This is a genomic window from Janthinobacterium fluminis (assembly GCF_028595325.1).
In the GTDB taxonomy this organism is placed as follows: domain Bacteria; phylum Pseudomonadota; class Gammaproteobacteria; order Burkholderiales; family Burkholderiaceae_D; genus Janthinobacterium; species Janthinobacterium fluminis.
Genome location: NZ_JAQQXR010000002.1, coordinates 394,662 through 418,807, shown reverse-complemented (window position 1 = coordinate 418,807; position 24,146 = coordinate 394,662). Strand labels below are relative to the sequence as shown.

Genomic DNA, 24,146 nt, shown 5'->3' with positions numbered 1-24,146 from the left:
CGCGTTGCGGCTCTTACGCGCCGACCGGCTGCAGCACGCTTTGCCGCGCCGGCGCGGCCAGCGCCTGCGCGACGACGCCGCCCACCATGTCGGCCGTCACGGCCGACAGCGTCCAGCCCAGGTGGCCGTGGCCCGTGTTGTAGAACACGCAGGGATGGCGGCCGCGGCCGACGCGCGGCAGCATGTCCGGCATCATCGGCCGCAGGCCCGCCCACGGCACGACGCTGCGCGTGCTCACGCCGGGGAAGCACTGCTCGACCCACTCGACCAGCGGGCGGATGCGGTCGGCGCGGATGTCGCGGTTGTAGCCGTTGAATTCGGCCGTGCCGGCGACGCGGAAGCGGTCGGCGCCGAAGCGGCTGCACACCAGCTTGGTGGCGTCGTCGAGCAGGCTGACGACCGGCGCCGCCGCCTGGCTTTGCGCGTCGTTCAGGTTGACGGTGATCGAGTAGCCCTTGACCGGGTAGATGTTGACGCGGTCGCCCAGCGCCGCGCCCAGCGCCCGGCTGGCGGTGCCGGCGCAGATGACGACGCCGTCGAAGCGCGTGGTGCCGGCGTCGGCGCCGCTGCCGACGGTGACGCTGGCGCCGCGCGCGTCGGCGCCGACGGCCTGCACGTCCTGGCCGTAGCGGCAGTCGACGCCGAGGCGGACGAGGGCCGCCGCCAGCCCGGTGGTGAATTTATGGATGTCGCCGGTGGCGTCGCTTTCGGTGAAATGCCCGCCGTAGTAGTTGCCCGCCAGCGTAGGCTCGATGGCGCGCATTTCCGCCGGCGTCACGGCGCGCCGCGCCAGTCCTCCCCGGGCCAGCAGCTTCGACACGCTGGCCGCGTGCTCGAAGCCGGCCTTGTCGCGGTAGATGTGCAGGATGCCCTTTTTCTTCAGGTCGAAGTCGATGCCCTCTTCCTCGGCCCAGGCGAACAGGTGGGCGCGCGCGGCCACGGCCAGGCGCGCCGTCTCTACCGTGTTCTTGTCGTAGTGCGGGATGGCGGCGATGAACTCGGCGAACCAGGACAGCTTGTGCCAGCTCGGCTTGGGATTGACCAGCAGCGGCGCGTCGCTCCTGAGCATCCACTTGATCCCCTTGAGCATGGTCGACCAGTGGTTCCACACCTCGGCGTTCGAGGCCGACAACTGGCCGCCGTTGGCGAACGAGGTGTCCATCGCCGCGTAGCGGTGTTTTTCGATCAGGGTGACGGCAAAGCCGCGTTTGGCCAGCGCGTAGGCCGTGGTGACGCCGGTGATGCCGCCGCCGATGACTGCGATAGTTTTCATACTCGTCAAGCTCCAACGCGTCGAGGGTTCAATCCACGCGCACACGCGCAGCGGACACCCCCTCTGTTCTGGACCTGAGAGATTCACGTAGGGCCGCCGGCGGCGGACATCGCTTGCTCCTTCGGTGCACCGGCGACGCTTGCTCCGGCAGCTCTTCAGAGTTCAACTGCGATATCGGTCCATTTGCCTGAGAGTTTCCGGGGCGGTTGCTCCTTCGGCGCTGTCCAGTGGGTCGACCGCAGTTCAGGCTCTCCCGATATCGCGCATGGCGCAAGGGCCAGTCAAATCGTTGCCGCCGCTTGCGCGAACAGGCGCGACCAGCTTACAGCAAGGATGACCGCGAGTTCAAATTTTTTCATACCGATAGTTGTTTTATGCGCGCACCGCGGCGCCGCCAAGCTTGCGCACCAGCGTGTCGGCCGCGTCGAGGCGGCGGCCATCCGCCGCGCGCAGCTCCAGCGCCGCGACCGGCTGGCCGCTGGCCCGCTCCAGCAGCGCCGAATGGGCCTCGGCGGCGCCGAACAGCTGCGCCTCGCCCCACTGGCGCAGGCCGACCACGACGGGGAACAGCGCCGCCCCTTTCGGCGTCAGCACATAGTCCTGGTAGGCGCTGCCGTCGGACGCCGGCACCGCCGCGAACACTCCTTCCGCGACCAGCGTGTGCAGGCGGTCGGCCAGGATGTTGCGGGCCACGCCCAGGCTTTTCTGGAATTCGCCGAAGCGGCGCATGCCGTCGAAGGCGTCGCGCACGATCAACAGCGCCCAGCGGTCGCCAATGACGTCGAGCGCGCGCGCCACCGGACAGAGGTCGCCCTTCAGGCTTTTTCGCTTGGCCATTTCTTTCCTCAAATAAAAACGCGGCAGCCGCGCACTGGTTGCATTTTAAAACTAAAACACCTACACTCCAACTGGTTTTAATTTGAAACCAGAAAGATGCAAACATGTCCACGATTTCCGAAATCCCCCTCCCGCGCGGCGCCGCCGTCCCGAGCGCCATGGCGCAGCCGCTGGTGCTGCTGTTCGCCGCCGCCTGCGGCCTGAGCGTGGCCAACGTCTACTACGCGCAGCCGCTACTCGACACGCTGGCCGCCGAGTTCGGCTTCGGCGCCGCCGCCGCCGGCCTCGTCATCACGGCCACCCAGGCCGGCTGCGCGCTGGCCCTGCTGTTGCTGGTGCCGCTGGGCGACATGCTGGAGCGGCGCCGCCTGACGCTGGCGCAATTGCTGCTGCTCTGCGCGGCGCTGCTGGCCGTGGGCCTGGCCGGCAGCGCCGCCGCGCTGCTGGCGGGCATGCTCGCCGTCGGCCTGCTGGGCACGGCGATGACGCAGGGCTTGATCGGCTACGCGGCCAGCGCGGCGGCGCCGGCCGAACGCGGCCGCGTCGTCGGCGCCGCGCAAAGCGGCGTCGTCGTCGGTCTGCTGCTGGCGCGCGCGCTGGCCGGCGCCGTGGCCGACGCCGCCGGCTGGCGCGCCGTCTATTTCGCTTCCGCGGCGCTGGCGCTGCTGATGCTGGCCGTGCTGTGGCGCGTGCTGCCGGCGCAGGCGCCGCCGCCCTCGCGCCTCGGCTATGCGCGGCTGCTGGCCTCGATGGCGGCGCTGCTGGCGCGCGAGCGCACGCTGCAGATACGCGGCGTGCTGGCGCTGCTGCTGTTCGCCGCGTTCAGCATCTTCTGGAGCGCGCTGGTGTTTCCCTTGAGCGCGCCGCCATACGCGTATTCGCACACGGCCATCGGCGCCTTCGGCCTGGTCGGCGCGCTCGGCGCGCTGGGCGCGGCGCGGGCCGGGCGGCTGGCCGACCGCGGCCGCGGCCAATGGACCAGCGGCGCGGCGCTGCTGCTGATGCTGGCGGCATGGCTGCCGCTGGGCTTCGCGCGGCAGTCGCTGTGGGCGCTGCTGGCCGGCATCGTCGCCCTCGACCTGGCCGGCCAGGCCATCCACGTGACCAACCAGAGCATGATATTGCGCGCCCACGGCGACGCCCACAGCCGCCTGGTCGGCTGCTACATGCTGTTCTACGCGCTCGGCAGCGGCGCCGGCGCGCTGGCCGCCACCGCCGTCCACGCGGCCGCCGGCTGGACCGGCGTGTGCCTGCTCGGCGCCGCCGTCAACCTGGCCGCCCTGCTGTTCTGGCGCCTCACGCTGCGCCACATGCCGGCCGCCTGAAACGCGGCGCGCACCCCCAAAAAAAATCCCCGCTCACGCGAGCGGGGATTTTTTGTTCATGGCATTCCGAAAAATGCCAAACCGGCGGATTACTTGAACTTGTAGCGTGCGTTCAGGTAGATGTAACGGCCAACCACGTAGTTCAGGGAATTGACGTAGGTATTGTTGTAGGCGCTGTTCGAATACACAATGCCTTTATCAAACAAATTGTTAATACCTAAGTTCAGATCCAGATCCTTGATTGGCTTCATGGTGAAGTTCATGTCCCAAACCGTGTAGGCGCCGATGCGGGCATTGGTGATTGCCTCTTTCTGCGTCTTGGTCGGGTCATCGATATTCTTCGTGCTGGCGGAGGTGCGGGCCGTCAGCGCCACTTCCTTGTCAGCCCATTCGAACGCCGCGCGCAGGGTGTTCGACCACTTCGGATGGTCGGTGCCGTCCATACGGTCGGTCGGCGCGGAACCCGGGGTGATGCTTTGCTCATACTTCAAGCTGTAGCTGTTGGTTTCGCGCAGCTTCAAGGTGCCGTACTGGCCGACTTTGAACGAGTATTTCACGTCCAGGTCCAGACCCTCGATATTGGTTTTGCCGACGTTCTGGTAAGGCAGGCGCATGTCCTTGATGCGGCCCTTGTTCAGACCAGGGTTGGCTGCCTCCAGGCCCGGATTGCGCGGGTCGCGGCCGATCAAGCCGGCGAAACCTGGAATCGAGTCTTCGTGGTCCAACACGTATTGCGCGTCCAGGGATTGGATCGTGTCGGTTTGACGGACGCTATACCAGTCCAGCGAAGCCGACAGATTCTTCATCGGCTGCAGCACGATACCCAGCGAGTAGTTCTTCGCCTTTTCCGCTTTCAGATCCTTGCTGCCGGCCAGATAGACCGTCGGGGAGTAGGAGCAATTCGCGCCGACATAACCCAGCGGGCCGCAACGCGCCCAGTCCGCCACGGTGCTGAAGGCCGTCGTGGTCGAGGCGATCTGCGGCAGGGTAGGCGCCTTGAACGAGGTGGTCGCCGAGCCGCGCACCAGGACGGTGCTGCTTGGACGCCAAGCCAGGGCCAGTTTCGGATTGTAGGATGTGCCGAAGTCGCTGTAGTGGTCGCCGCGCAGGGCCAGTTGCATTTCCACTTGCTTGACGATCGGCACGTTGAACTCGCCGTAGACAGAATACACGGTGCGGCTGGCCTTGCTGCTGGTCGCGCCGACGTTGACGATATTGCCCTTCGCCGCTTCCGGATCGGCGACGTCGTCGATCGATTCGTGGCTGCCCTGTACGCCCCAGGCGAAGCCGACTTGCTCGCCGTTCAGCGTGAACAGATCAGGCGTGCTCATCTTCCATTCGCCGCTGCTCAGCTTCGACGTCGAATTGTGGTGCGTCGTCGTCAGGAAAGGCAGATAGGCGCTGGCCGGATTGTTCAGGACGAAGGGGTCATAGCCACCGACCTTGCCCAGCAAGCCAGCCTGCAAGGCGAGCGTCGATTTATCCTTCAATACTTGTTTGTCGTTGACATCGCTCAGCTTGTTCTGGTTCAGGCCGATTGCGCCTTCGCTGTCCCACTTGCCGATGGTGCCGCGCCAGCCTGCAACCAGACGCGCCGTCTTGCTGGTGACTTTCGAGGTGCGGTTGCCCGCTTCATAGACGCTGCGGAAGACCTGCAGCGGGTCGCCCTTAGCGAAACCGGACGGCAGCGACGCCAGGCCGGCGTTGGTCGAACCGACGGTGCTGTAGTTGGCGTTGGTAAAGGCTGGCATGCCCTTGACGAAGGACGAGGAATTCTCCGTGTAACCGGCTTCCAGGAACAGTTCATCGTTGCCGTTCAGGCGTTGCGTGAAAATGGTCGAGATGCCGGCGCGCTCTTGCGTCGGGCTCAAATCGGTCGATGGATTCGTGAAGCACACCATGTCGCCGCTGCTGTTGCGCTCCGCGGTGCCCAGGCAACCCGGGATCACATAGCCCTTCTCGGCCTTTTTCGTGTTCTGGTTGCGCACCCAGCCCATGTACTGGGTGGTGGTGCGATTGTCGGTGCCGCCGAACTGGCGGTAGTCATGCGCCGACAGATTCTCGTGTTTGCGGGAAACCAGCGGATTGCGGCGGTACATATCGACCGTCATCAAGACGTTGCGGCCATCCTTTTCCAGGTCGCCCCAGCCCGCCGTCATGGTGGCGTTGCCGGAACGCGCATCGCCCTGCTCGTTGGCGCCGAGGTTGACACTGCCTTCGATACCCTGGTAGTTGGTGCGGGTCTTGAAGTTGATCACGCCGGCAACGGCGTCGGAGCCGTAAATGGCCGAGGCGCCGTCGCGCAGGATTTCCACCGACTCGATCGCCGACAGCGGCAGGCTGTTCAAGTCGACGAAGGAATCTTGTGCGCCGATGGCGAAACCGTAGTTGGCCAGGCGGCGGCCGTTCAACAGGATCAGCGTGTACTTGGACGACAGACCGCGCAGCGCGGCGGACGAGGCGCCGGAGGCGAAGGTGCTGCTCGAATTGCCGTCCAGCGAGACGGAAACGGACGGCAGCTTGGCCAGCAGTTCCACCACGGTGGTGGCGCCGGACTTGGAGATGTCGGCACGTTTGATGACCTCGACCGGGGTCGGGCCTTCCATATTGATGCGGGAAATATTGGAACCGGTCACGACAACGCGTTGAATATTCTCGGCACCTTCAGCTTTTTGCGCCTGCGCCTGGCTTGCCATCAGGATGGTGCCGGCCATGACACTCAATGCAATTTTCACGGCATGAACGCTTTTTTTCTCTTGAAAAATCATATTTCGATACTCTCACAGAACATCAATTAACTATAACAAACAGCAATTCGGCGAATCACGACTGGATCTTTTGAACCAGAAATTACAATGATCTTCCAAACGTTGCGGCCCTCTACCGGTTGGATTTTATGCGTTGATTTAAAATCAATATTTTCAATAAAATCCAGCCGTACTATACATCTCCGCTCAAGCCTGCAGAACCGCGATGTGGCTAAATAACAACGAAACAAGTGTATTTCCGACAAATATATCTTGCTTTTTTTATAAAAGCTATCAAATAAGCCATATATTTCCTCATCTTGGCGCTTGGCATCGCGCCTGGTCCGGCGCGCCGATCGGCCACGGAACAACGCCCCGTAGCGCGTTTTTTGTGACTGCCTGCATGCTTTGCCGACGCATCCCAGCGCGGGCTAGCCGCCCGCCTGGCTGCCGGCGTCGAAGGTGATGAACAGCGCCGACGACCACACCTTGCTGTCGTCGCGCTGGCGGCCGAACAGATACACGGGGCGGTGGCCGAAGGCAGCGTTGACGGGCGCGACGTCGAGGCTGCCGGAGACGCCGGCCGGCAGCGCCCGCTCCGTCAAGCGCTCCAGCGCCAGGAACAGGCCGGCGCCGCCCAGCGGCAGCGTCAACTCGCCGGCATCCAGCAAATCGGCGCCGCGCAGCTCCCAGCAAAACGTCGGCGCGTGGACGAAGGGATGGCGGGTAAGCGCGCCGCCCGTCTTCGCGTAGCCGTCTATCGTGCCCTCGACGCGGATGCGGCAGTGGCGCAGATTGCTGACGTCGATCTCGACGCCGTCGGCGTCGCCGTAAGTCTCGCTGCGGAAACCGATATCGGTCGGCCCGGCGCGCCAGCACACCTCCTCGTCATGCTCGAAGCCGTGCGACTGGAAGCGGTTGATGGTGCCGTTCAGGATAGTGATGCGGCCCTGCCAGGCGGCCCAGCGGTAGCGGTCGGGGATGCGCGCGCCGCCCCAGCGCAGGCGGATCAGGCGTTCGGAAAAACCCAGCTCGCGGTGCAGATTGCGGCGCCAGATCTGCCCCGTGTGGTCGTAGGCGGCCAGCTCCTCCCAACCGGCGGCGCCGAGGAAGTCGTAGTCCAGCGTGGCCGGGCCGGACAGCGCGAACGCATCGCCCTGCACGTGGGCGCCGCAGCGCACCAGCAGCGCCGTGTGCTCGCCCGTCGTGGCCCAGGTGTGGCGGGCGCGCAGCGCGCGGCCCACGGCCTGGCGGTCGAGGCGCTCGGCCAGCACCCCCGTCAGGCCGCCGTGCACGCCGAACACCTGGGTGCCGGGCGGGCCGCCGCCGGGGCGGCCGCGGTGCTCGTCGCCGCTGGCGGCCACGCCGATCCGGTAGCCGCGCTCAATCACATCCTGGTACAACCAGCCGAAATGGCCCCAGCTAGAGGCGATCTCGACCAGCCGCTCCAGCTCCGGATGGTGCCAGTCCGGGATATAGCGGCGCCCGCCCACGTGCGGCATGATCAAATGCTGCTCCGGCTCGTCGACATAGGCGGCCCACAACTCCTCGACGGGCCAGCGTCCCAGCTCGACGGCGTCGCCGCGCATGTCCTCGTTCCAGACAAAAGTGCGGTTATGCTCGCCGCGGCGGTTGTACGGGAAGCCGGGCGCCTCGTCGCCGAGAAAGACAACATTATGGTCGCCGCCGGCCGTCGAACTGCCGCACCACTCCTGCACGGGATAGCAGACGAAGCGGCCCGGCTCATTGAAGCGCTCGACCGTCGCCACACCCAACTGCCAGTTCGCGTCCGTGATCTGGAAATCGTTCGCCGTATAACCGAGCACATCGATGCCGCCGATATCGCGCGCGTAGGCGGCATTGTAGGCGGGGCTGTTGGTGCCGACCGTATCGCTGGCGTGCACATGCAGATCGGCGTAAAACGAGCGGGACGCGGGAAAGCGCGCAGCCACGCTGACGAGCGACGTGGCCGGGCGCACGGTGCGGCTGCCGACGAACTCGGCGACGACGCGCAACTCGCCGGCGGCGGCCGGCAAATCGTCGACGCCGACGCTGGCCCACCCCTCGGCCGGCAACGCCAGGCGCGCCTCATACACCTGCCCGGCGCCGGCGAAGGCGCGCACCAGCAGCGCGCCGCCGACCGCGACGCAGGCATTGCCCCAGCGATCCTGCAGCGAAAAACGGAACGGCAAGCGCGCACCGGGGCGGGCGAAACGCGGCCCGGCCGCCAACAGGCGGGCCGGCGCGCCGGGCGCCACATCGATCACCACATCGCCGGGCACGGGCGCGAAACGCGACGTCCCCAGCGGATCGACATAACAGCGGAAACGGAAACGGTCCTCGACAAACGTCTGCACCCGCGTGCCGGCGCCGCCGCCGCGGCGGTCGCCGAGCCGCACGATAATATGGTCGCCGGCATTCAAATAACCGTCGACGACATCGACAATGACCGCCTTCTGGAACGGCCGCTCATGGCCCTTCTGATCGAAGCGCACGCTGAGCGACTGCACCGTGCCTGGGCTCTGCCCGGGGACCAGCGGCCCGGCCTGATACTCGGCGCTGACAAAATTGGCGGCGGCCGGATCGCTCGTCTGAAACAAAGCCCAATCCGAATAAAACTTAAAAGTCGCCTTAAACCAGCCGCCGTCGGCCAGGCCGGCGGCGCCGACCTCGAAATCGAGCACAAGCTCATGCCAACTCCCGGCCTCCAGGCGCACCACATCACAACTGACCCGGCCGACAAAAGGCAGCGCCTTATTCCGCGCATACAAACCGGCGGGCGCCACATGCGGCCCGAGCCGCTCGCACAAAGCCGCATACCGCAACGCCAAATCTTGCTCACTCATAAATCCTCCCAAATAGAAACTTTGGGGTCAGGTCTAGACATGGCGGTTTTCATCAAAAAAACCGCCATGTCTAGACCTGACCCCATTGTTGCTTATGTAAAAACCGTCATGTCTAGACCTGACCCCATTGTTGTTTAGTGGCTGCGCCAGCTTTGGTAGTGGCGTTCGATGCGGCGGAAGAGGAGGTTTTCTGCCAGCCAGGCGATCAGGCCGATGAGGGCGATGCCGAGCAGGACTTGGCTGGCGTTGCCGATTTGTCCGCCCAGCGAGACCATCCAGCCGATGCCCCGCGTCGCGCCCAGCATTTCGGCCGCGACGAGGGCCCGCCACGCTTGGCTGAAGCCGACCCGCAGCGCCGCCGTCAGCGCCGGCAGCGAGGCCGGCAGGTAGATGTGCAGCAGGAGTTGCGCGCGGCTGGCGCCGAGGATGCGCGCGGCCCGTACTTCGCCCCCGCGTATCGTTTGGATGCCTTCTTGTATCGTCAGCGCCATCGGGCAGACGGCGGCGATGAAGATGACGGCGACGATGGCGAGGTAGCCCAGGCCGAAGATGATCATCGCCAGCGGCGCCCAGGCGATCGGCGGGATGGCCATGAAGAGGCTGTTGAGCGGGGTGATGAAGTCGCGGAAGCGCGCCGAGATGCCGGCCGTGGTGCCGACCGCCAGCGCGACGACGGCCGCCGCGCCGAAGCCGCCCAGTTCTTCGAGCAGGCTGGCGCTCAGTTGCGGCCACAGTGTGCCGTTTTCCAGCCAGCGCCAGCCTTCCCGCGCCACGTCCCACGGCTGCGGCAGGATGTAGGCGGGAAAGCGGCTCGCCGTCGCGCTCCACAGCAGTAGCAGCACGGGCAGCGCGGCCCAGCTCCATGAGGGTTTGAGGGTGGCCGCGCGCATGGTTCAGCGTTTCGCCCGCGGCTGGTCGGCGCGCTGTTGCCAGCTCTGGTCGACCACTTGGCTGACGCGCAGTTCTTTGCCAAGGTAGCCGAGCGCGTAGGAGTAGTCCATCAGGCGCTGGATGAAGCGCAGGTCGGCCTCTTCCAGCCGGTCGGACCAGCCCAGGCGTTTGCGCGCTTCGCGCACGACGGCGGCCGCTTCGATGGTGACGCCGCCCGCCGTTTTGACGGGCGCGATCTGGAAGGCTGCGGCGATGAGCCGGTTCGATTCGTCTTGCTGCTGTTCCAGGAAGGCGATGGCTTTGCGGTGCGCGCGCAGTACTTTGACGACGTCGTCGGGCCGCTCGGCCAGGGTTTTCGGCACGGCCATGACGACGTACCACGGGTAGCGCGGCAGGCTCTGGTTGACGTCGAGCAGCAGGCGTTTGCCGCGCAGCAGGGCGTCGGAGACGAACGGTTCCCAGGTGAAGGCGGCGTCGACGAGGCCGCGCTCCAGCGCCGCCGCCATGTTCCCGACCGGCATGCTGACGATGTCGACGTCGCGCTCGGGTTCCAGCCGCGCCGCTTCTTTCAGCACATAGCCGCGCAGCAGTACGTCCATGCCGCTGCCCTTGGCGACGCCGGCCACTTTTTTGCCGCGCAGCCCGGCCACGCCGGTGATGCCGGCGTTGCCGATCAGCGCCGCCTGGCCGTAGTTGACCTTGGCCAGGATGCGGCTGTTCAGGCCGCGCGCGTACCACTGGAACACGGGCGGCGCGCCGATGTAGGCGATGTCGATTTCGCCCGCCGCCAGCGCCTGCTGCAGCACGGGGCCGTCGCCGAAGGCGCGCAGTTCGACTTGCAGCCCCTCGTCGGCGAAGTAGCCTTTTTTGTCGGCGATCAGGGCCGGCGCGTTGGCCATCGCGTGGACCCAGCCGATGCGGATCGCCTTGCCGTGCGCCGGCGCGGCCAGCGCCAGCAGCCACAGGGCGGTGAGGAGTGTTTTGATCATGTGTGCGCTTTCGTCGTCGGGGCCGTTTCAGGCGGGCTGCGCGGCCGGCGCGATCCGGTCCAGCAGTTCGTTGCGGTAGTCGTTGAAACGGGCCAGCTTGCGCGTGTCGCGGTGGATGCGCGGGCGCGGCAGTTCGATCCGCAGTTCGCTTTGGATGCCGGCCGGCGCCGCGCCCAGCACCACCACGCGGTCGGCCAGGAAGACGGCTTCGTCGATGTCGTGGGTGATGAAGACGACCGTCTGGCCCAGCTTCGACCACAGGCGCAGGGTTTCTTCGTTCATGCTGTTGCGCGAGATGGCGTCGAGGGCGGCGAACGGTTCGTCCATCAGCAGCAGGGTCGGTTCCATCACCAGCGTGCGCGCCAGCGCGACGCGCTGTTGCATGCCGCCCGAGAGTTGGTAGGGCAGTTTGTCGGCGGCGTCCGCCAGGCCGACCATCGCCAGGTAGTGGTGCGCCCGTTCGCGCTGCGCGGCGGCGCCGATGCGCCCGTCCATGCGCAGGCCGAAGCGCACGTTGTCGAGGGCGTTCAGCCACGGGAACAGTTGCGGCGACTGGAAGACGTAGCCGAGCTCCGGGGTTTCCGGCGTGACGGCCGCGCCGTTGACGGTGACGCTGCCGCGGCTCGGCTGGTGGAAGCCGGACAGCAGGTTCAGCAAGGTGCTTTTGCCACAGCCGGACGGCCCCAGCAGCGCGATGAATTCCCCCGGGCGGACGTGCAGCGACAGGTCGCGGAAGACCGGCTGGCCGTTCGGGTAGGCGAAGTCGAGGTGGTTGACGGATAGCTGCGCCATTTGTTGGGTGTGCATGGTGGTGTCTCCGGCTGGGTCGGGCGGCGCGGGCGCGCACCGTCAACTTGTTATATTACGTATTAATGTATGAATAACAAACGAAGCTATCCGCATATCCATATGCGTTTTAACTTTTCAATCATTGGCCCGGATGGGGAATAATTGCGTGCCGGCGGCGGCCGCCGCGACCGGCTTAGCGATGATGGAAATGGGATGATGAACGCAGCAACGCCACTGGTACGCCAGAGTGTCACTTCGCTGTACGAGCAGATCGCCGCGCAATTGCGCGACGAGGCTTTGAGCGGTTTGTATGATCCGTCCGGCAAGCTGCCGTCGGAGGCGCAGTTGTGCGCGCGCTTCGCCGTCAGCCGCATCACGGTGCGGCTGGCGCTGCAGCAGTTGGCGCAGCAGGGCACGGTCGAGCGCAAGCAGGGCAAGGGCACGTATGTGGCCGGCCGCCAGGTGCGGCACGGGCTCGACGCGGTGCGCAGTTTCCACGATTCCTTGCTGATGCAGGGTTTGAAGCCGGAGATGCGGCTGTTGTCGCGCGCGGTGGTGGCCCTGCCCGCGCATCTGCCGGCGCGCTTCGGCGGCCAGGCCACGCATGCCTTGCTGCTGGAGCGCCTGCATCTGGTGGACGGCGAGCCGATCGCCTTCGGCGCCAGTTATCTGCCGCGCCAGTTGGCGGCCCTCGGTTGGGAGGAGACGCAGCGCCAGCCGAATTATGCGCTGCTGAAGAGCCTCGACGGCCACGGCGTGGCGCGCGCCGACGTGGCGATCGGCGCCCGCCTGGCCGACCGCGAGCTGGCCAGCGTGCTCAAGGTCAAGACGGGCAGCGCCCTGCTGGTGATGACGCGCACGTCAACGTTGTTGAATGGCGATTGCTGCGATTATTCCGTTTTTTATATACGGCCGGAGCGCTACGAGTTCGTGGCGAGCTGCGCGTTCAAGCCGGGGTGAGGCGCGAATGCCTGGCCGGGGACGGGCCCCGGTTCGGCGCCGGCGTTTATTGCAGCATCGCGGTGCCGTGCGAGTACGATTTCAGCGCGTCCGGCGATTCGATCTGGATCAGCGAGCCGCTCACCTTGATCAGGTGCAGGTCGGTGAGCTGGTGCAGCACGCGCGACAGCGTCGCCGGCGCCAGATTCAGCAGCGATGCGAGCAGGCTCTTTTTCAGTTCCAGCCGCACTTCGGTGGAGCGCTGCAGCTGCGATGCCTGCAGCAGGTACTCGATGACGCGCTGGGTGGCGCTTTGCACGGAGCAGCGCTCGACGTTGCGGATGAAGCCCAGCAGATGGTCGGACAGGCTGGCCATCATCTGGCGGGCGATGCGCGGCGACTGGTCCAGCAGGCGCAGCAGCGCGGCCGGCGGGATGCGCAGCAGCAGCGTGTTGTCGAGCGCCTCGGCGCAGAACGGATAGGGCTCGTCGAGGAAGATCATCGGTTCGCCGAAGCTGTGGCCCGGGCGTATCAGTTCGAGCACCTTGTCGCCGCCGTCCGGCGTGGTGATGCTCAGTTTGATCATGCCGAACACGACGATATAGGCGCCTTCGGCGGCCTCGCCCTTGCGGAACAGGATCTGTCCCTTGTCGAGTTCGACGCGGCTGACGTCCTTGCGCAATTGCTCAAGCTGGAACGGGGAAATATGGCGGAACAGCGCCTGGGTCGACAGCAAACCACCGACATTGATCTTGGTCATGACACACTCTTTTCAATCAATTTGACTAAGATCAAGTGTAGAGGCGCGACCAGACGCCGACCATCCGCCGATGGAACTAGGCCGGCGCGCCAAAGGAAGGGGCTATTTGCCTATGCCGTGCTCGACGGCGTAGACGGCGATCTGCACGCGGCTGCTCAGTTGCAGTTTCTTCAATATGTTCTGCACGTGGATTTTGACGGTGCTTTCAGCGACGTCGAGCTCGCGGGCGATTTCCTTGTTGCTCTGGCCGCGCGCCAGGAAGGTCATCGCCTCGCGCTCGCGCGGCGTCAGCTTGACCAGCGGCGGTGCGCTGGGCGCGGCGGCGGCCGTCGGGCCGGCGCGGAACTGCGCCACCAGTTTCGCCGTCATCGATTCGGCGATGACGGCCTCGCCGGCGGCGGCGCGGCGGATCGCCTGCATCAGCTTGTCGGCCTCGATGTTTTTCAGCAGATAGCCGCGGGCGCCGTTCTGCAGCGCCGCGCCGAGGTCGTCGGCCTCCTCCGACACGGTGAGCATCAGCACGGCCGTCTGCGGCAAGTCCTGCATGATCAGTTGCAGCGCCTCCAGGCCGGACAGGCCCGGCATGTTCAAGTCCATCAGCACCACGTCGGGCCGCAGTTGCTTGGCGCGCTTGACGCCTTCCAGGCCGTCGGCCGCCTCGCCGACGACGTCGAATTCCGGATTGCGCTGCAACAGCAGCTTGACGCCGCTGCGCAGCAGGGTGTGGTCGTCCACGATGAGAATCTTGATAGTCATGCCAACGCGCCTTCAGTTTGCCTAATTACTCACATTATGTCATGCCACCAGCCGGCCTTCGCGCCGCAGCAGCAGCGAGACGGTGGCGCCGGCGCCCGGCGCGCTGCTGATGTCGAGCTGGGCGCCCAGGCGCAGCGCCCGTTCGCGCATGATGCTCAAGCCGACGTGCTCGTCCGATTCCAGCAGCAGCGCCGGGGCGAAGCCGCGGCCGTCGTCGCGCACGCGCAGCGTGAAGTCGCGGCCGTTGTCGATGCGCACGTCGACGCCGCCGGCCTGGGCGTGCTTGCGGATGTTCGACAGCGCTTCCTGCAGGATGAACAGGACTTGCAACTGCTGCTCAGGCGCCAGCGGCGCGCCGCGCCCGCGCATGTCGAGCTTGCAGGGCAGGCCGCTCTGCTGCTCGAACTTGCCGAGCACGTCGCGCACCTTGGCGTCGACGTCGCCGCCGGGCCAGCGGGTGCGGAAATTGAGCAGCAGCTCGCGCACGTCGCGGTAGCTTTCCTCGACGCCGGCGCGCAGCAGCGGCACGACTTCGGCCACCTCGGCCAGGTTGTCGCGCCGCACCGAGTCTTCCAGCATCTGGGCGTGCAGGTTCAGCAGGTTCAAGCCCTGCGCTATGCTGTCGTGCAAGCCCTGCGCCATCAGGCTGCGCTCCTGCGCCACGGCGACCTCTTTTTCCAGCGCGATCAGGCGCTGGTTGTCGATGCTGATGCCGAGGTTGCAGCCCAGCGTTTCCAGCAGGCGCAGGGCGTCGGCGGCCAGATCGTGCTGGCGCGCGAAGTGCAGCGAGAAACTGCCGATGACCGCCTCGCGCGCGACGATCTGGAACACGGCCAGCGAGACGAAGCCCTCCTCCTGGCAACGGTAGCGCCGCCCCGTGTTGAGCTTGCGGAAATCCTGGATGACGATGACGCCGTCGTTGATCGCCTCGCCGCACAGGCAGGCGTCCGTCTTCATGCAATGCTCCTCGTCGATGAGCTGCTCGGAGATGCCTTCGTGGACGACGATGTGGACGTTGTCGCGCGGCCGGTCGAGCGTGCGCACGGTGCCGCCGTCGGCGCCGGCGTAGCGCATGACGCGGCGCAGGAAGCCGCGGCACAATTCCTCGATGGTGTGCTGGCCGGCCAGCAGGGCCGTGATGTCTTGCAACGCCGCCATCTGCTCGCCCTGGGCGTCCAGCAGCGCGGCCTGCTCGCGCACGCGGCGCGCCAGCGCGGCGGGGCCGTCCGGCCCGTCGGCCGGCGAACGGTTGGAGGTGCGCAACGAGGTGCGCTTGCCGGGTGTGGCACTGCGGGGCAAATTCATGCTCTTGCTCGGGTGTTGGTTAAAAAAACGGGCGACAGGCCATATCATCGCATGCGCGCCGCCCATGGCAAAAAAACGGCGGCGGGCCTACAGGCGGATTTCCGTGCCTAGCAGGGTGAGAAACTGCGCCAGCCACTGCGGATGCGCGGGCCAGGCCGGCGCCGTGACGAAGTTGCCGTCGGTGACGGCGGCGCTGACGTCGATCTCGGCGTAGTGGCCGCCGGCCAGGCGCACTTCCGGCGCGCAGGCCGGGTAGGCCGAGATGCGCTTGCCGTCGATGACGCCGGCCGCCGCCAGCAGTTGCGCGCCGTGGCAAACGGCGGCGATCGGTTTGCCGGCGGCGGCGAACTGCCGCACCACCTCGATCACGCGCGGGTTCAGGCGCAGGTACTCGGGCGCGCGGCCGCCGGCGATCATCAGCGCGTCATAGGCGGCCACGTCGACGCCGTCGAAGGCGGCGTTGAGCGCGAACAGGTGGCCCGGCTTTTCCGTGTAGGTCTGGTCGCCCTCGAAGTCGTGGATCGCCGTTTTGATCTTGTCGCCGGCCCGCTTGCCGGGGCAGACGGCGTGCACCGTGTGGCCGACCATCTGCAGCGCCTGGAACGGCACCATCGTTTCATAGTCCTCCGCAAAATCGCCCGTCAAAAACAGAATTTTCTTCGCTGCCATTGAGTTCTCCCATGAAAGATCACCACGATGCCGCTCCGCCCGGACCGGCTTGCAGCCCCTATCTTAGCGCGTCTTGCGGCCGGCGACGGGCGGACGGCGCGGCGGCACATGCGCGCGGCGTGCACGCGGCCGGCCGCTTTCAGGCAGAATATGCGCTCTCAACCAAGGATCCGACCATGATTTTTGAAATCGCCCACATCCACATCAAACCCGACACGCACGCCGCCTTCGAGGCCGCCGTCAAGGAAGCCGTGCCGCTGTTCCGCCGCGCGCGCGGCTGCCTCTCGACCCGTCTGGAACGTTCAATCGAACAGGGCGACCACTACCGCCTGGTGGTGGGCTGGGAAACGCTGGAAAACCACACGGTGGACTTCCGCGGCAGCGCCGACTTCCAGGAATGGCGCCGACTGGTCGGCGGCTTTTTCGCGGCGCCGCCGCAGGTTGAGCACATGCACACCGTGCTGACGGGCTTCTGAGCAGACGACGCCCAGAGATGCGTGAACCCGGCCTGCCCTCCCTCGACCAATTGCGCGTCTTTATCGCCGTCATCGACGCCGGCGGCTTCGCCCACGCCGCGCGGCAGTTGCACCGCACGCAATCGGTCATCAGCTACACGATTGCCAACCTGGAGGAGCAGCTCAACGTCGTGCTGCTCGACCGCGGCAAGCGCAAGCCGACGCTGACCGAGGCCGGCAAGGCGCTGCTGGCGGACGCCCGCGCCGTTTCGCTGAAGGTCGACGGCATGCGCGCCCGCGCCAGGGCGCTGGCCGGCGGGCTGGAGGCGGAGGTGTCGCTGGTGGTCGACGTGATGTTCCCGACCAGCGTGCTGGTCGAGGTGCTGGAAGCCTTCCAGCTGGAATTCCCCACCGTCGCGCTGCGCCTGCGCGTGGAGGCGCTGGGCGCCGTCACGCAACTGGTGCTCGAACGCGTCTGCCATATCGGCGTCGGCGGCTGGATGCCGGTGGCGACGGACGCCATCGAGCGGCTCGCCTCCGGCCATGTGCGCATGATGCCGGTGGCCGCGCCCTGCCATGCGCTGGCGCAGCTGCGCGGCACCATCCCCACCTCGCTGGCGCGCGAGCACACGCAACTGGTGCTGACCGACCGCAGCGCCTTGACCGAGGGCCAGGACTTCGGCGTGCTGGCTTTGCGCAACTGGCGTTTGGGCGACCTGGGCGCGAAGCACGAGCTGCTGCGCGCCGGCCTGGGTTGGGGCAGCATGCCGGAGTCGATGGTGCGCGAAGACCTGGCGTCGGGCCGGCTGGTGCGACTGGACCTGGGCGACGGCGACGTGATGCATTATCCCGTCCACCTGATCCACCGCGGCGACCAGCAGCCGGGCCACGCCGCGCAGTGGTTGCTGGATCGCTTCGCCGGGCATTTGCCGCATTTGCTGGAGCGCGGCTTTTGAGACGCAAAGCCGGGCGCGGTATCATGGCCGCGAATTCAAGCACAACAGGATAAGCCGATGGCCGCAATTGACGACTTCATTAACAAACAAAAGGATGGCGCGCGCTTTGTCATCACGGCGCAAATGCTGCGCCTGCCGGTGCAGCAGTTCGACACGCTGGCGCTGGGCTGGATCGCCGACGGCGGTCCCGGCTTTGCCGTCAGCGGCGTGCCGCACCGCGTCGTCGTCGACGGCCGCTTTTTCATCAGCCGCGTGACCGTCGTCAAGGACGGCGCGCCGGCCTGAGCGGCCGGCTCAGACCAGTCCGGCCGCGCGCAGCCGGGCGCGCAGGCGCCTCACCTCCTCCGACAGATCCACCACCAGCGCGGCCAGGTTTTCGTCGGCGTCGAAAGTGCGCTCGACGTCGCGCAGGCGGCGCGCGCGCGCCAGGTCGGCGCCGCTGAAACGCCGTTGCGACGGCGCCGCGGGACCGCCGAGAATGCCGGTGTCGACGCGCTCGCGCACCCATTCCGGCTCGACCGCGCAGGCGCGCGCCAGTTCCTCCAGCGTCAGCGCCGACTCGTCCAGCGCGACGCCCACGACGATGTGTGTCTGGGCCATGATTACGCTCCCATCTTCTGGCGCGGATTGAAGGCCAGCTCGCGCGCCATCGTTTCATACAGTTCGCGCGCCCTGGCGTTGCGCGCCGGCGGCAGCACCAGTTCCAGCAGCAGGTACAGGTCGCCGGGAGGATGGCCGGGGATGCCGCGCCCCTTCAGGCGCAACTTGCGGCCATTCTGGGAGTGCTCCGGCACCGTCACCGTCACGCTGCCGGACGGCGTCGGCACGTCGATGTGCGCGCCCAGCGCCGCCTCCCACGGCGCCACCGGCACGCTGGCGAACACGTCGCGGCCGTCGACGCGGTAGCGCGGGTCCGCCTTGAAGTGGATTTCCAGGTAAAGGTCGCCCGCCGGGCCGCCGCCCCTGCCCGACTGGCCCTGCCCGGCCAGCCTCAGCTGCTGGCCCTCGGTGACGCCTTTCGGGATGCTGACGTCGAGGCTGCGCTCGCGCGTGACGACGCGCCCGTAGGCGTCCGGCTCGGCCACGCGCAACGCGATCGTGCGCGTGGCGCCGTGGTAAGTGTCGGCCAGCTCGATGACGATGCTGGCGTGGCTGTCCTCGCCGCGCGCCCGGAACGGGCCGCGCCGGCGTCCGCCCAGGTGGGCGAACAGGTCGGCGAAATAGTCGCCGCCGCCGGAGGCGTCGAAGCCGGACGGCCAGTCCGGCGGCGCGCGGAACGGCTGCCCGGCGCGCTGTTCGCGCCCCAGCTCGTCGTAGGCGGCGCGCTTGTCGGCGTCGCCCAGCACGCCGTAGGCCTCGTTCAATTCCTTGGTGCGCTTGTCGGCGTCGGCCTCCTTGCTGACGTCCGGATGGTATTTGCGGATCAGTTTGCGGTAGGCTTTCTTGATGTCCTCGTCCGATGCCGTTTTTTCCAGCCCCAGCGTCTTGTAGTAGTCCTTGTAGTCCACCGATGCGCTCCTCAGGTTCGCCCACGCGCGGGCCGCTTGCCGTGATACCGGCGGTGGGGCAAGGATAGAACGGCGGGCCGCGCGGCGCAAGCGCCACGCTCAAGGGAGGCGGCGGGATGCCGCGTCCCGCCGAGTCCGCCCCCTTGCCCGCGGCGGGCGGGACTGCGTCAGCGCAGCCGGCGCGCCGACGAGATCTGGTTGTTCATGCCGCCCAGGCGGTCGTAGCGGCCCGGACCGAACACGACGCAGCGCCCGTCGAAGTCGGCGTGCATGCAAAATTCCCACTGCCCCTCATTGACGATGATGGAGCCGGTGCGGTCGTTGAAATCGATGGCCTCGAAATTACGCGCATCGCGCCGCAAGGGCACCATGCGGCCGCGCATGCCGTCGCCGGAAAACAGCATCACCGGCGCCGTCTCCTCGGCAGGCGGACGCCAGCCGCCGCCGCCACCGTCGACCAGGCGCGCCGACGACACGCGGCCGCTCAGTTCGCGGCCGACTTGCGGATAGCGGCCCGGCTCGAACAGGCGGCACACGCCGCGGTACTCGGTTTCGCTGCACAACTGCCAGGTGCCGCTTTCGACATTCAGGCTGTAGGTGCGGTTGTTGAAACCCATCGGCCCGAAGTCATCGGTATCGCCGACGATGTGGGTCGAATTACCGCGCAGGCCGGGCTGGGTGAACAGCTCCAGCATACCGCGCCGGCCGTGGCCATGACCACGGTCGCGATCGCGGTCGCGGTCGCGGTCGCGCCAGTTACCGCCGCCATGGCCCACTTCGCGCGCCGACGACACCTTGTCGTTGAAGCCTTGCAGGCTCGGGTACTCGCCCGGCCCGAACACGACGCAGGTGCCGTTGAAGTTGGCGTCGGCGCACACTTCCCAGCGGCCGGAGCGCACGACGACGCTGGAGGCGCGGTCGTTGAAGCCGAGCTCGACAAAATTCGCCGCCGATTCGTGCAACGTCACCGCGCGGCCTTGGAAATCATCATCCGTGTACAGCGTCAGTTCGCCCGCGTGCGCGGCAAGTTGCGTGAAAAATGTGGCTGCCAACAACAGCGCGCCCGTCAATGTGCGATTCATCTTACTTCTCCATAAAATTATGATGCCGGTTGCGCTAGCAACGCGCAGGGACGCCGCCGCGCCGACAATACAGATGTAACAATTTCCTACAGCCGCGGCTGCCTCCCGGTGAAAAACGGCCGTTTCCCGTAGAATTGAGCGTTTTACAAGGTCAGCCGCCCATGCCCCACACCACAGCCTTCACCCTGTCCGCCGTCCGCGTCGAAGTCTCCGCCCTGTGGCGCCTGGCTTGGCCGATGCTGATCGGCCAGCTCGCGACCGTTGGCATGGCCGTCGCCGACGTCGCCATGAGCGGCCACGCCAGCGCAGAGGAATTGGCGGCGGTGTCGCTGGGCGCGTCGATCTGGTCGATCATCCTGGTCAGCGTGCTCGGCATTATGATGGCAATCAATTCGATTGTCGCGCACGAGTTTGGCGCCGAGCGGCTGGCGCGCGTGCCGCACATCGTCCGGCAGTCGCTGTGGAAGGGCTTCGCCGTCGGCCTGGCCGGCTGCGCGCTGGCCAATCTGGCCACCGTCGTCTTCGACCACCTGTACCTGAGCGCGGCCGTCAACGCCAAGGCTTCGCTGTTCGTGCACATCATCAGCACCGGCTTGCCGGCCTTCGCCGCCTACCGCGCCCTGTACGGCTACAGCACCAGCATCAACCAGACCAAGCCGGTGATGGTCATCGCGCTGGGCGCGCTGGCCCTCAACGTGCTGGTCAACTGGCTGCTGATCTACGGCCACTGGGGCTTGCCGGAAATGGGCGGCGTCGGCTGCGCCGTCGCCACCAGCGTCAGCATGTGGGCCATGCTGGCGGCGATGCTGGCGTGGATACGCTACGCGCCGGCCTACCGCGCCACCTATCCGTTCACGCACTGGGAATGGCCGCACTGGCCGGAGCTGAGCGGCATGCTGCGCCTGGGCCTGCCGATCGGCGTCACCTACTTCGCCGAGGCCAGCGCCTTCGGCGTCATCAGCCTGCTGGTGGCGCGCTATGGCGTGGTGCAGGTGTCCGCGCACCAGATCGCGCTGAACTTCTCGTCCGTCGTGTTCATGGTGCCGCTGACCTTCGGCATCGCGCTGGTGACGCGGGTCGGCCACGCCGTCGGCGAAGGCAATCTGCGCCGCGCCCGCTTCGTCTCCTGGGTCGGCGTCGCGCTGTCGCTGACGGCGGCGGTGGTGTCGGCCGCCGGCATCGCGCTGTTCCGCCACCAGATCGCGGCCGCCTACACGTCCGATCCGGCGGTGCGGGAACTGGCCGCGCAATTGCTGCTGTTCGCCGCGCTGTTCCAGTTGTCCGACGCGACCCAGGTGGCGACGTCGTGCGCGATCCGCGGCTACAAGGTGACACGCCAGCCGATGCTGATCCAGTTGCTGGCGTTCTGGGGCTTCTCGCTGCCGCTCGGCTATGTGCTGGGGCTGGCCCCGGCCGGCCTGCCGTGGGCGCCGGACGCGCCGATGGCCGCCACCGGCTTCTGGATCGGCCTGGTGCTGGGCCTGACGGTGGCGGCCGTGCTGCTGACCTGGTATCTGAACCGGCTGTCGCTGCGGCGCATGCACGGCGCGCACGCCGCGCCGGCGGCGGCGCCCCGGCGGCAAGCCGGGGCCTGAGCCGGCCGTTTTCGCGGGGGATGTTTCTGCCACGGGGGCCGCGCATCGCCATACGAAACGCGGCATTTTCATAGTTGATGCCGAAGGAAAGTCGGCGTTTCACCGCGTATTCCGTGGCCCGCGCTATCGCTTAAATGGCCGCGCTCTGGTATCGTCTGCCTGCTGGTTTTGCCAATATTTCCTCACTATCAACGAGACATCCATGCGTTTTATTCTGTGTTTCCTGGCCGCCCTGGCCAGCGTTCCCGCCGCCGCCGAGCGCCTTACCCTGGAGCGCATCCACGCCGATCCGGCGCTGGCCGGCCCCGGCATGCGCAACCTGAAGGTGTCGCCCGACGGCGCCCGCGTGACCTTCCTGCGCGGCCGCCCCGACAACCAGTTCCAGCTCGACCTGTGGGAATTCAACCTGAAGGACAAGCGCGCCCACCTGCTGCTCGACTCCAAGGTGCTGGTGCCGAACGAGCAGTTGTCGGACCAGGAAAAGGCGCGCCGCGAGCGCGACCGCACCGCCAGCCTGAACGGCATCCTGAACTATAGCTGGTCGCCGGACGGCAAGCAGTTGCTGGTGCCGCTGGCCGGCAATCTGTACCTGGTCGACGCCGCCAAACCGGACGCGGCGCGCCTGGTCGCGTCGGGCAATGTGCTCGATCCGAAGATCTCGCCGAAGGGCCGCTATGTATCCTTCGTGCGCGACCAGAACCTGTTCGTCATCGACCTGAAAAGCGGCCAGCAGCGCCAGCTGACGACGGACGGCGCGGGCACGATCCACAACGCCGAGGCGGAGTTCGTCGCGCAGGAAGAAATGGGCCAGCGCACCGGTTACTACTGGGCGCCGGACGACTCGGCCATCGCCTACAAGCGCTATGACGAGGCGCCGGTGCCGGTGGTACGCCGCTTCGAGATTTTCGCCGACCGCACCGACGTCGTCGAGCAGCGCTACCCGGCCGCCGGCGACCCCAACGTGCTGGTGCAACTGCTGATCGTCTCGCCGGAAACGGGCGCGCGCCGCCAGGTCGAACTGGGCGCCGACAGCGACATCTACCTGGTGCGCGCCGACTGGAGCGCGGACGGCAAGGCCCTGCTGTTCCAGCGCCAGACGCGCGACCAGAAGCGCCTGGAGCTGGTGTCGGTCGACGCCGCCACGCTGGTGCAGCGCACCCTGATCACGGAAACCTCGCCGACCTGGGTCAGCATCCACGACAACCTGCGCTTCCTGGACGGGCGCAAGGGTTTCATCTGGTCCTCCGAGCGCAGCGGCCGCAACCACCTGTACCTGTACGCCATGGACGGCCGCCTGCTGCACCCGATTTCCAGCGGCGCGTGGGGCATCGACAATGTGCTGGCCGTCGATGAAAAAGCCGGCCGCGTGTTCGTCGCCTCGAACCGCGACGCCGTCATCGACAAGCAAACCTACGCGCTGGCGCTGGACGGCAGCACGGCCGAACGGCCGCAGCGCATCACCCAGGGCGACGGCTGGCACGACGCCGCCTTCGCGCGCAACGGCGAAGTCTTCGTCGACACCTACTCGGACCCGAACACGCCGCCGCAGGTGAGCATCCGCCGCCCCGACGGCGCGCTGGTCGGCTGGCTCGAACGCAACGAGCTGAACGCCGCCCACCCCTACGGCAAATACCAGGCCGACCACCTGAAAACGGAATACGGCACGCTGCAATCGAACGACGGCCAGACGCTGCACTACTCGCTGATCAAGCCGGCCAACTTCAACGCGGCCAAGCGCTACCCGGTGTTCCTGTCGACCTACGGCGGGCCGCACTCGCAGCACGTGGCGCGGCGCTGGGGCAACCACTTCGACCAGTACATGGCGCAGCAGGGCTTTGTCGTGTTCCGCCTGGATAACCGCGGCTCGTCGCGGCGCGAGCGCGTCTTCACCGACGCCATCTACCGCAACCTGGGCGCCAGCGAAGTGGCCGACCAGCTCGTCGGCATCGACTGGCTGGGCAAGCAAAGCTTCGTCGACGCCAAGCGCATCGGCGTGTTCGGCTGGAGCTACGGCGGCTTCATGACGCTGCGCCTGCTGGCGGCGGCGTCGGACAAGGTGGCGATGGGCGTGTCGGTGGCGCCGGTGACGGACTGGGCCTTGTACGACACCCACTACACGGAGCAATTCATGGACGCGCCGAAGAACAACGTGGCAGGCTACCGTAACGCCGGCGTATACGCCCACCTCGACGGACTGCGCTCGCCGCTGCTGCTGGTGCACGGCATGGCCGACGACAACGTACTGTTCACCAACACGACGCGCATGATAGACGCCCTGGTCAACCGCGGCGTGCACTTCGAACTGATGACCTATCCGGGCGCCAAGCACGGCATCTCATCGCGCGCCGGCCAGCGCCACGTCTACTCGACCATCGAAGCCTTCTTCAAAAAACACCTGGGCGGCAACTAAGCCCGATACAGCCG

At 66.8% G+C, this 24,146-nt stretch carries 21 protein-coding genes and 2 riboswitches; of the genes, 7 read left to right on the top strand and 14 right to left on the bottom strand.

Annotated elements, in window-relative coordinates; genetic code table 11:
• Nucleotides 1-13 precede the first annotated feature (13 nt).
• Nucleotides 14-1,282, bottom strand: coding sequence for a D-amino acid dehydrogenase (locus OIK44_RS07700; RefSeq protein WP_337587196.1), 1,269 nt, complete (start codon nt 1,280-1,282; stop codon nt 14-16).
• Between the two features lie 52 nt (nt 1,283-1,334).
• A riboswitch (glycine riboswitch) is annotated at nt 1,335-1,434 on the bottom strand.
• 4 nt (nt 1,435-1,438) lie between these two features.
• A riboswitch (glycine riboswitch) is annotated at nt 1,439-1,539 on the bottom strand.
• Between the two features lie 106 nt (nt 1,540-1,645).
• On the bottom strand, nt 1,646-2,110 hold the full coding sequence (locus OIK44_RS07695) for a winged helix-turn-helix transcriptional regulator (protein WP_273670141.1): 465 nt from the start codon (nt 2,108-2,110) through the stop codon (nt 1,646-1,648).
• A gap of 104 nt (nt 2,111-2,214) precedes the next feature.
• On the opposite strand from OIK44_RS07695, the gene OIK44_RS07690 reads away from it, so the two are divergent.
• The gene (locus OIK44_RS07690; protein WP_420213834.1) at nt 2,215-3,435 is read left to right on the top strand and encodes an MFS transporter; all 1,221 of its coding nucleotides are present in this window, start codon (nt 2,215-2,217) and stop codon (nt 3,433-3,435) included.
• Between the two features lie 89 nt (nt 3,436-3,524).
• On the opposite strand, the gene OIK44_RS07685 is transcribed toward OIK44_RS07690, so the two are convergent.
• From OIK44_RS07685 to OIK44_RS07665, 5 genes are all read right to left on the bottom strand, one after another.
• Complete coding sequence (locus OIK44_RS07685; protein WP_273670140.1) at nt 3,525-6,149, bottom strand: TonB-dependent receptor; 2,625 nt, start codon at nt 6,147-6,149, stop codon at nt 3,525-3,527.
• 464 nt (nt 6,150-6,613) lie between these two features.
• Complete coding sequence (locus OIK44_RS07680; RefSeq protein ID WP_420213833.1) at nt 6,614-9,028, bottom strand: hypothetical protein; 2,415 nt, start codon at nt 9,026-9,028, stop codon at nt 6,614-6,616.
• A 134-nt stretch (nt 9,029-9,162) separates the two neighbouring features.
• Nucleotides 9,163-9,918, bottom strand: a complete 756-nt coding sequence (locus OIK44_RS07675; protein ID WP_273670138.1) for an ABC transporter permease — start codon at nt 9,916-9,918, stop codon at nt 9,163-9,165.
• A 3-nt stretch (nt 9,919-9,921) separates the two neighbouring features.
• Entirely contained in the window at nt 9,922-10,908 is a 987-nt protein-coding gene (locus OIK44_RS07670; protein WP_273670137.1) for an ABC transporter substrate-binding protein, read from the bottom strand.
• Nucleotides 10,909-10,935: 27 nt separating this feature from the next.
• Nucleotides 10,936-11,715, bottom strand: coding sequence for an ABC transporter ATP-binding protein (locus OIK44_RS07665; RefSeq protein ID WP_273670136.1), 780 nt, complete (start codon nt 11,713-11,715; stop codon nt 10,936-10,938).
• A 195-nt stretch (nt 11,716-11,910) separates the two neighbouring features.
• Between OIK44_RS07665 and OIK44_RS07660 the strand changes: the two genes are divergently transcribed.
• The gene (locus OIK44_RS07660; protein ID WP_273670135.1) at nt 11,911-12,657 is read left to right on the top strand and encodes a GntR family transcriptional regulator; all 747 of its coding nucleotides are present in this window, start codon (nt 11,911-11,913) and stop codon (nt 12,655-12,657) included.
• A 46-nt stretch (nt 12,658-12,703) separates the two neighbouring features.
• On the opposite strand, the gene OIK44_RS07655 is transcribed toward OIK44_RS07660, so the two are convergent.
• The 4 genes from OIK44_RS07655 to OIK44_RS07640 form a co-directional block, all read right to left on the bottom strand.
• Nucleotides 12,704-13,396 (bottom strand): Crp/Fnr family transcriptional regulator, encoded by a 693-nt coding sequence (locus OIK44_RS07655; protein WP_273670134.1) that lies wholly within the window; start codon nt 13,394-13,396, stop codon nt 12,704-12,706.
• Nucleotides 13,397-13,498: 102 nt separating this feature from the next.
• Entirely contained in the window at nt 13,499-14,152 is a 654-nt protein-coding gene (locus OIK44_RS07650; protein WP_273670133.1) for a response regulator, read from the bottom strand.
• Between the two features lie 39 nt (nt 14,153-14,191).
• Nucleotides 14,192-15,457, bottom strand: a complete 1,266-nt coding sequence (locus tag OIK44_RS07645) for a GAF domain-containing sensor histidine kinase (RefSeq protein ID WP_273670132.1) — start codon at nt 15,455-15,457, stop codon at nt 14,192-14,194.
• Between the two features lie 87 nt (nt 15,458-15,544).
• On the bottom strand, nt 15,545-16,126 hold the full coding sequence (locus OIK44_RS07640) for a DJ-1/PfpI family protein (RefSeq protein WP_273670131.1): 582 nt from the start codon (nt 16,124-16,126) through the stop codon (nt 15,545-15,547).
• A gap of 176 nt (nt 16,127-16,302) precedes the next feature.
• Here OIK44_RS07640 and OIK44_RS07635 point away from each other — a divergent pair, with 176 nt between their 5' ends.
• Genes OIK44_RS07635 through OIK44_RS07625 form a run of 3 tightly spaced genes read left to right on the top strand, consistent with a single transcriptional unit; the run spans nt 16,303 to nt 17,822 of the window.
• A complete protein-coding gene (locus OIK44_RS07635) occupies nt 16,303-16,602 on the top strand; it encodes an antibiotic biosynthesis monooxygenase family protein (protein ID WP_273670130.1) in 300 nt (99 codons plus the stop codon).
• Nucleotides 16,603-16,619: 17 nt separating this feature from the next.
• Nucleotides 16,620-17,537, top strand: a complete 918-nt coding sequence (locus tag OIK44_RS07630; protein WP_273670129.1) for a LysR family transcriptional regulator — start codon at nt 16,620-16,622, stop codon at nt 17,535-17,537.
• 57 nt (nt 17,538-17,594) lie between these two features.
• Nucleotides 17,595-17,822, top strand: coding sequence for a hypothetical protein (locus OIK44_RS07625; RefSeq protein WP_273670128.1), 228 nt, complete (start codon nt 17,595-17,597; stop codon nt 17,820-17,822).
• A 9-nt stretch (nt 17,823-17,831) separates the two neighbouring features.
• Here the strand turns inward: OIK44_RS07625 and OIK44_RS07620 are convergent, their stop codons facing one another.
• From OIK44_RS07620 to OIK44_RS07610, 3 genes are all read right to left on the bottom strand, one after another.
• Entirely contained in the window at nt 17,832-18,137 is a 306-nt protein-coding gene (locus OIK44_RS07620) for a MerR family transcriptional regulator (protein WP_273670127.1), read from the bottom strand.
• Nucleotides 18,138-18,139: 2 nt separating this feature from the next.
• Nucleotides 18,140-19,045, bottom strand: a complete 906-nt coding sequence (locus tag OIK44_RS07615; protein WP_273670126.1) for a DnaJ C-terminal domain-containing protein — start codon at nt 19,043-19,045, stop codon at nt 18,140-18,142.
• Nucleotides 19,046-19,212: 167 nt separating this feature from the next.
• Nucleotides 19,213-20,127, bottom strand: coding sequence for a beta/gamma crystallin-related protein (locus OIK44_RS07610; protein WP_273670125.1), 915 nt, complete (start codon nt 20,125-20,127; stop codon nt 19,213-19,215).
• Between the two features lie 161 nt (nt 20,128-20,288).
• Here OIK44_RS07610 and OIK44_RS07605 point away from each other — a divergent pair, with 161 nt between their 5' ends.
• Entirely contained in the window at nt 20,289-21,722 is a 1,434-nt protein-coding gene (locus tag OIK44_RS07605; protein WP_273670124.1) for an MATE family efflux transporter, read from the top strand.
• Nucleotides 21,723-21,924: 202 nt separating this feature from the next.
• Nucleotides 21,925-24,132, top strand: coding sequence for a S9 family peptidase (locus tag OIK44_RS07600; protein ID WP_273670123.1), 2,208 nt, complete (start codon nt 21,925-21,927; stop codon nt 24,130-24,132).
• The last annotated feature ends 14 nt before the right edge of the window (nt 24,133-24,146 follow it).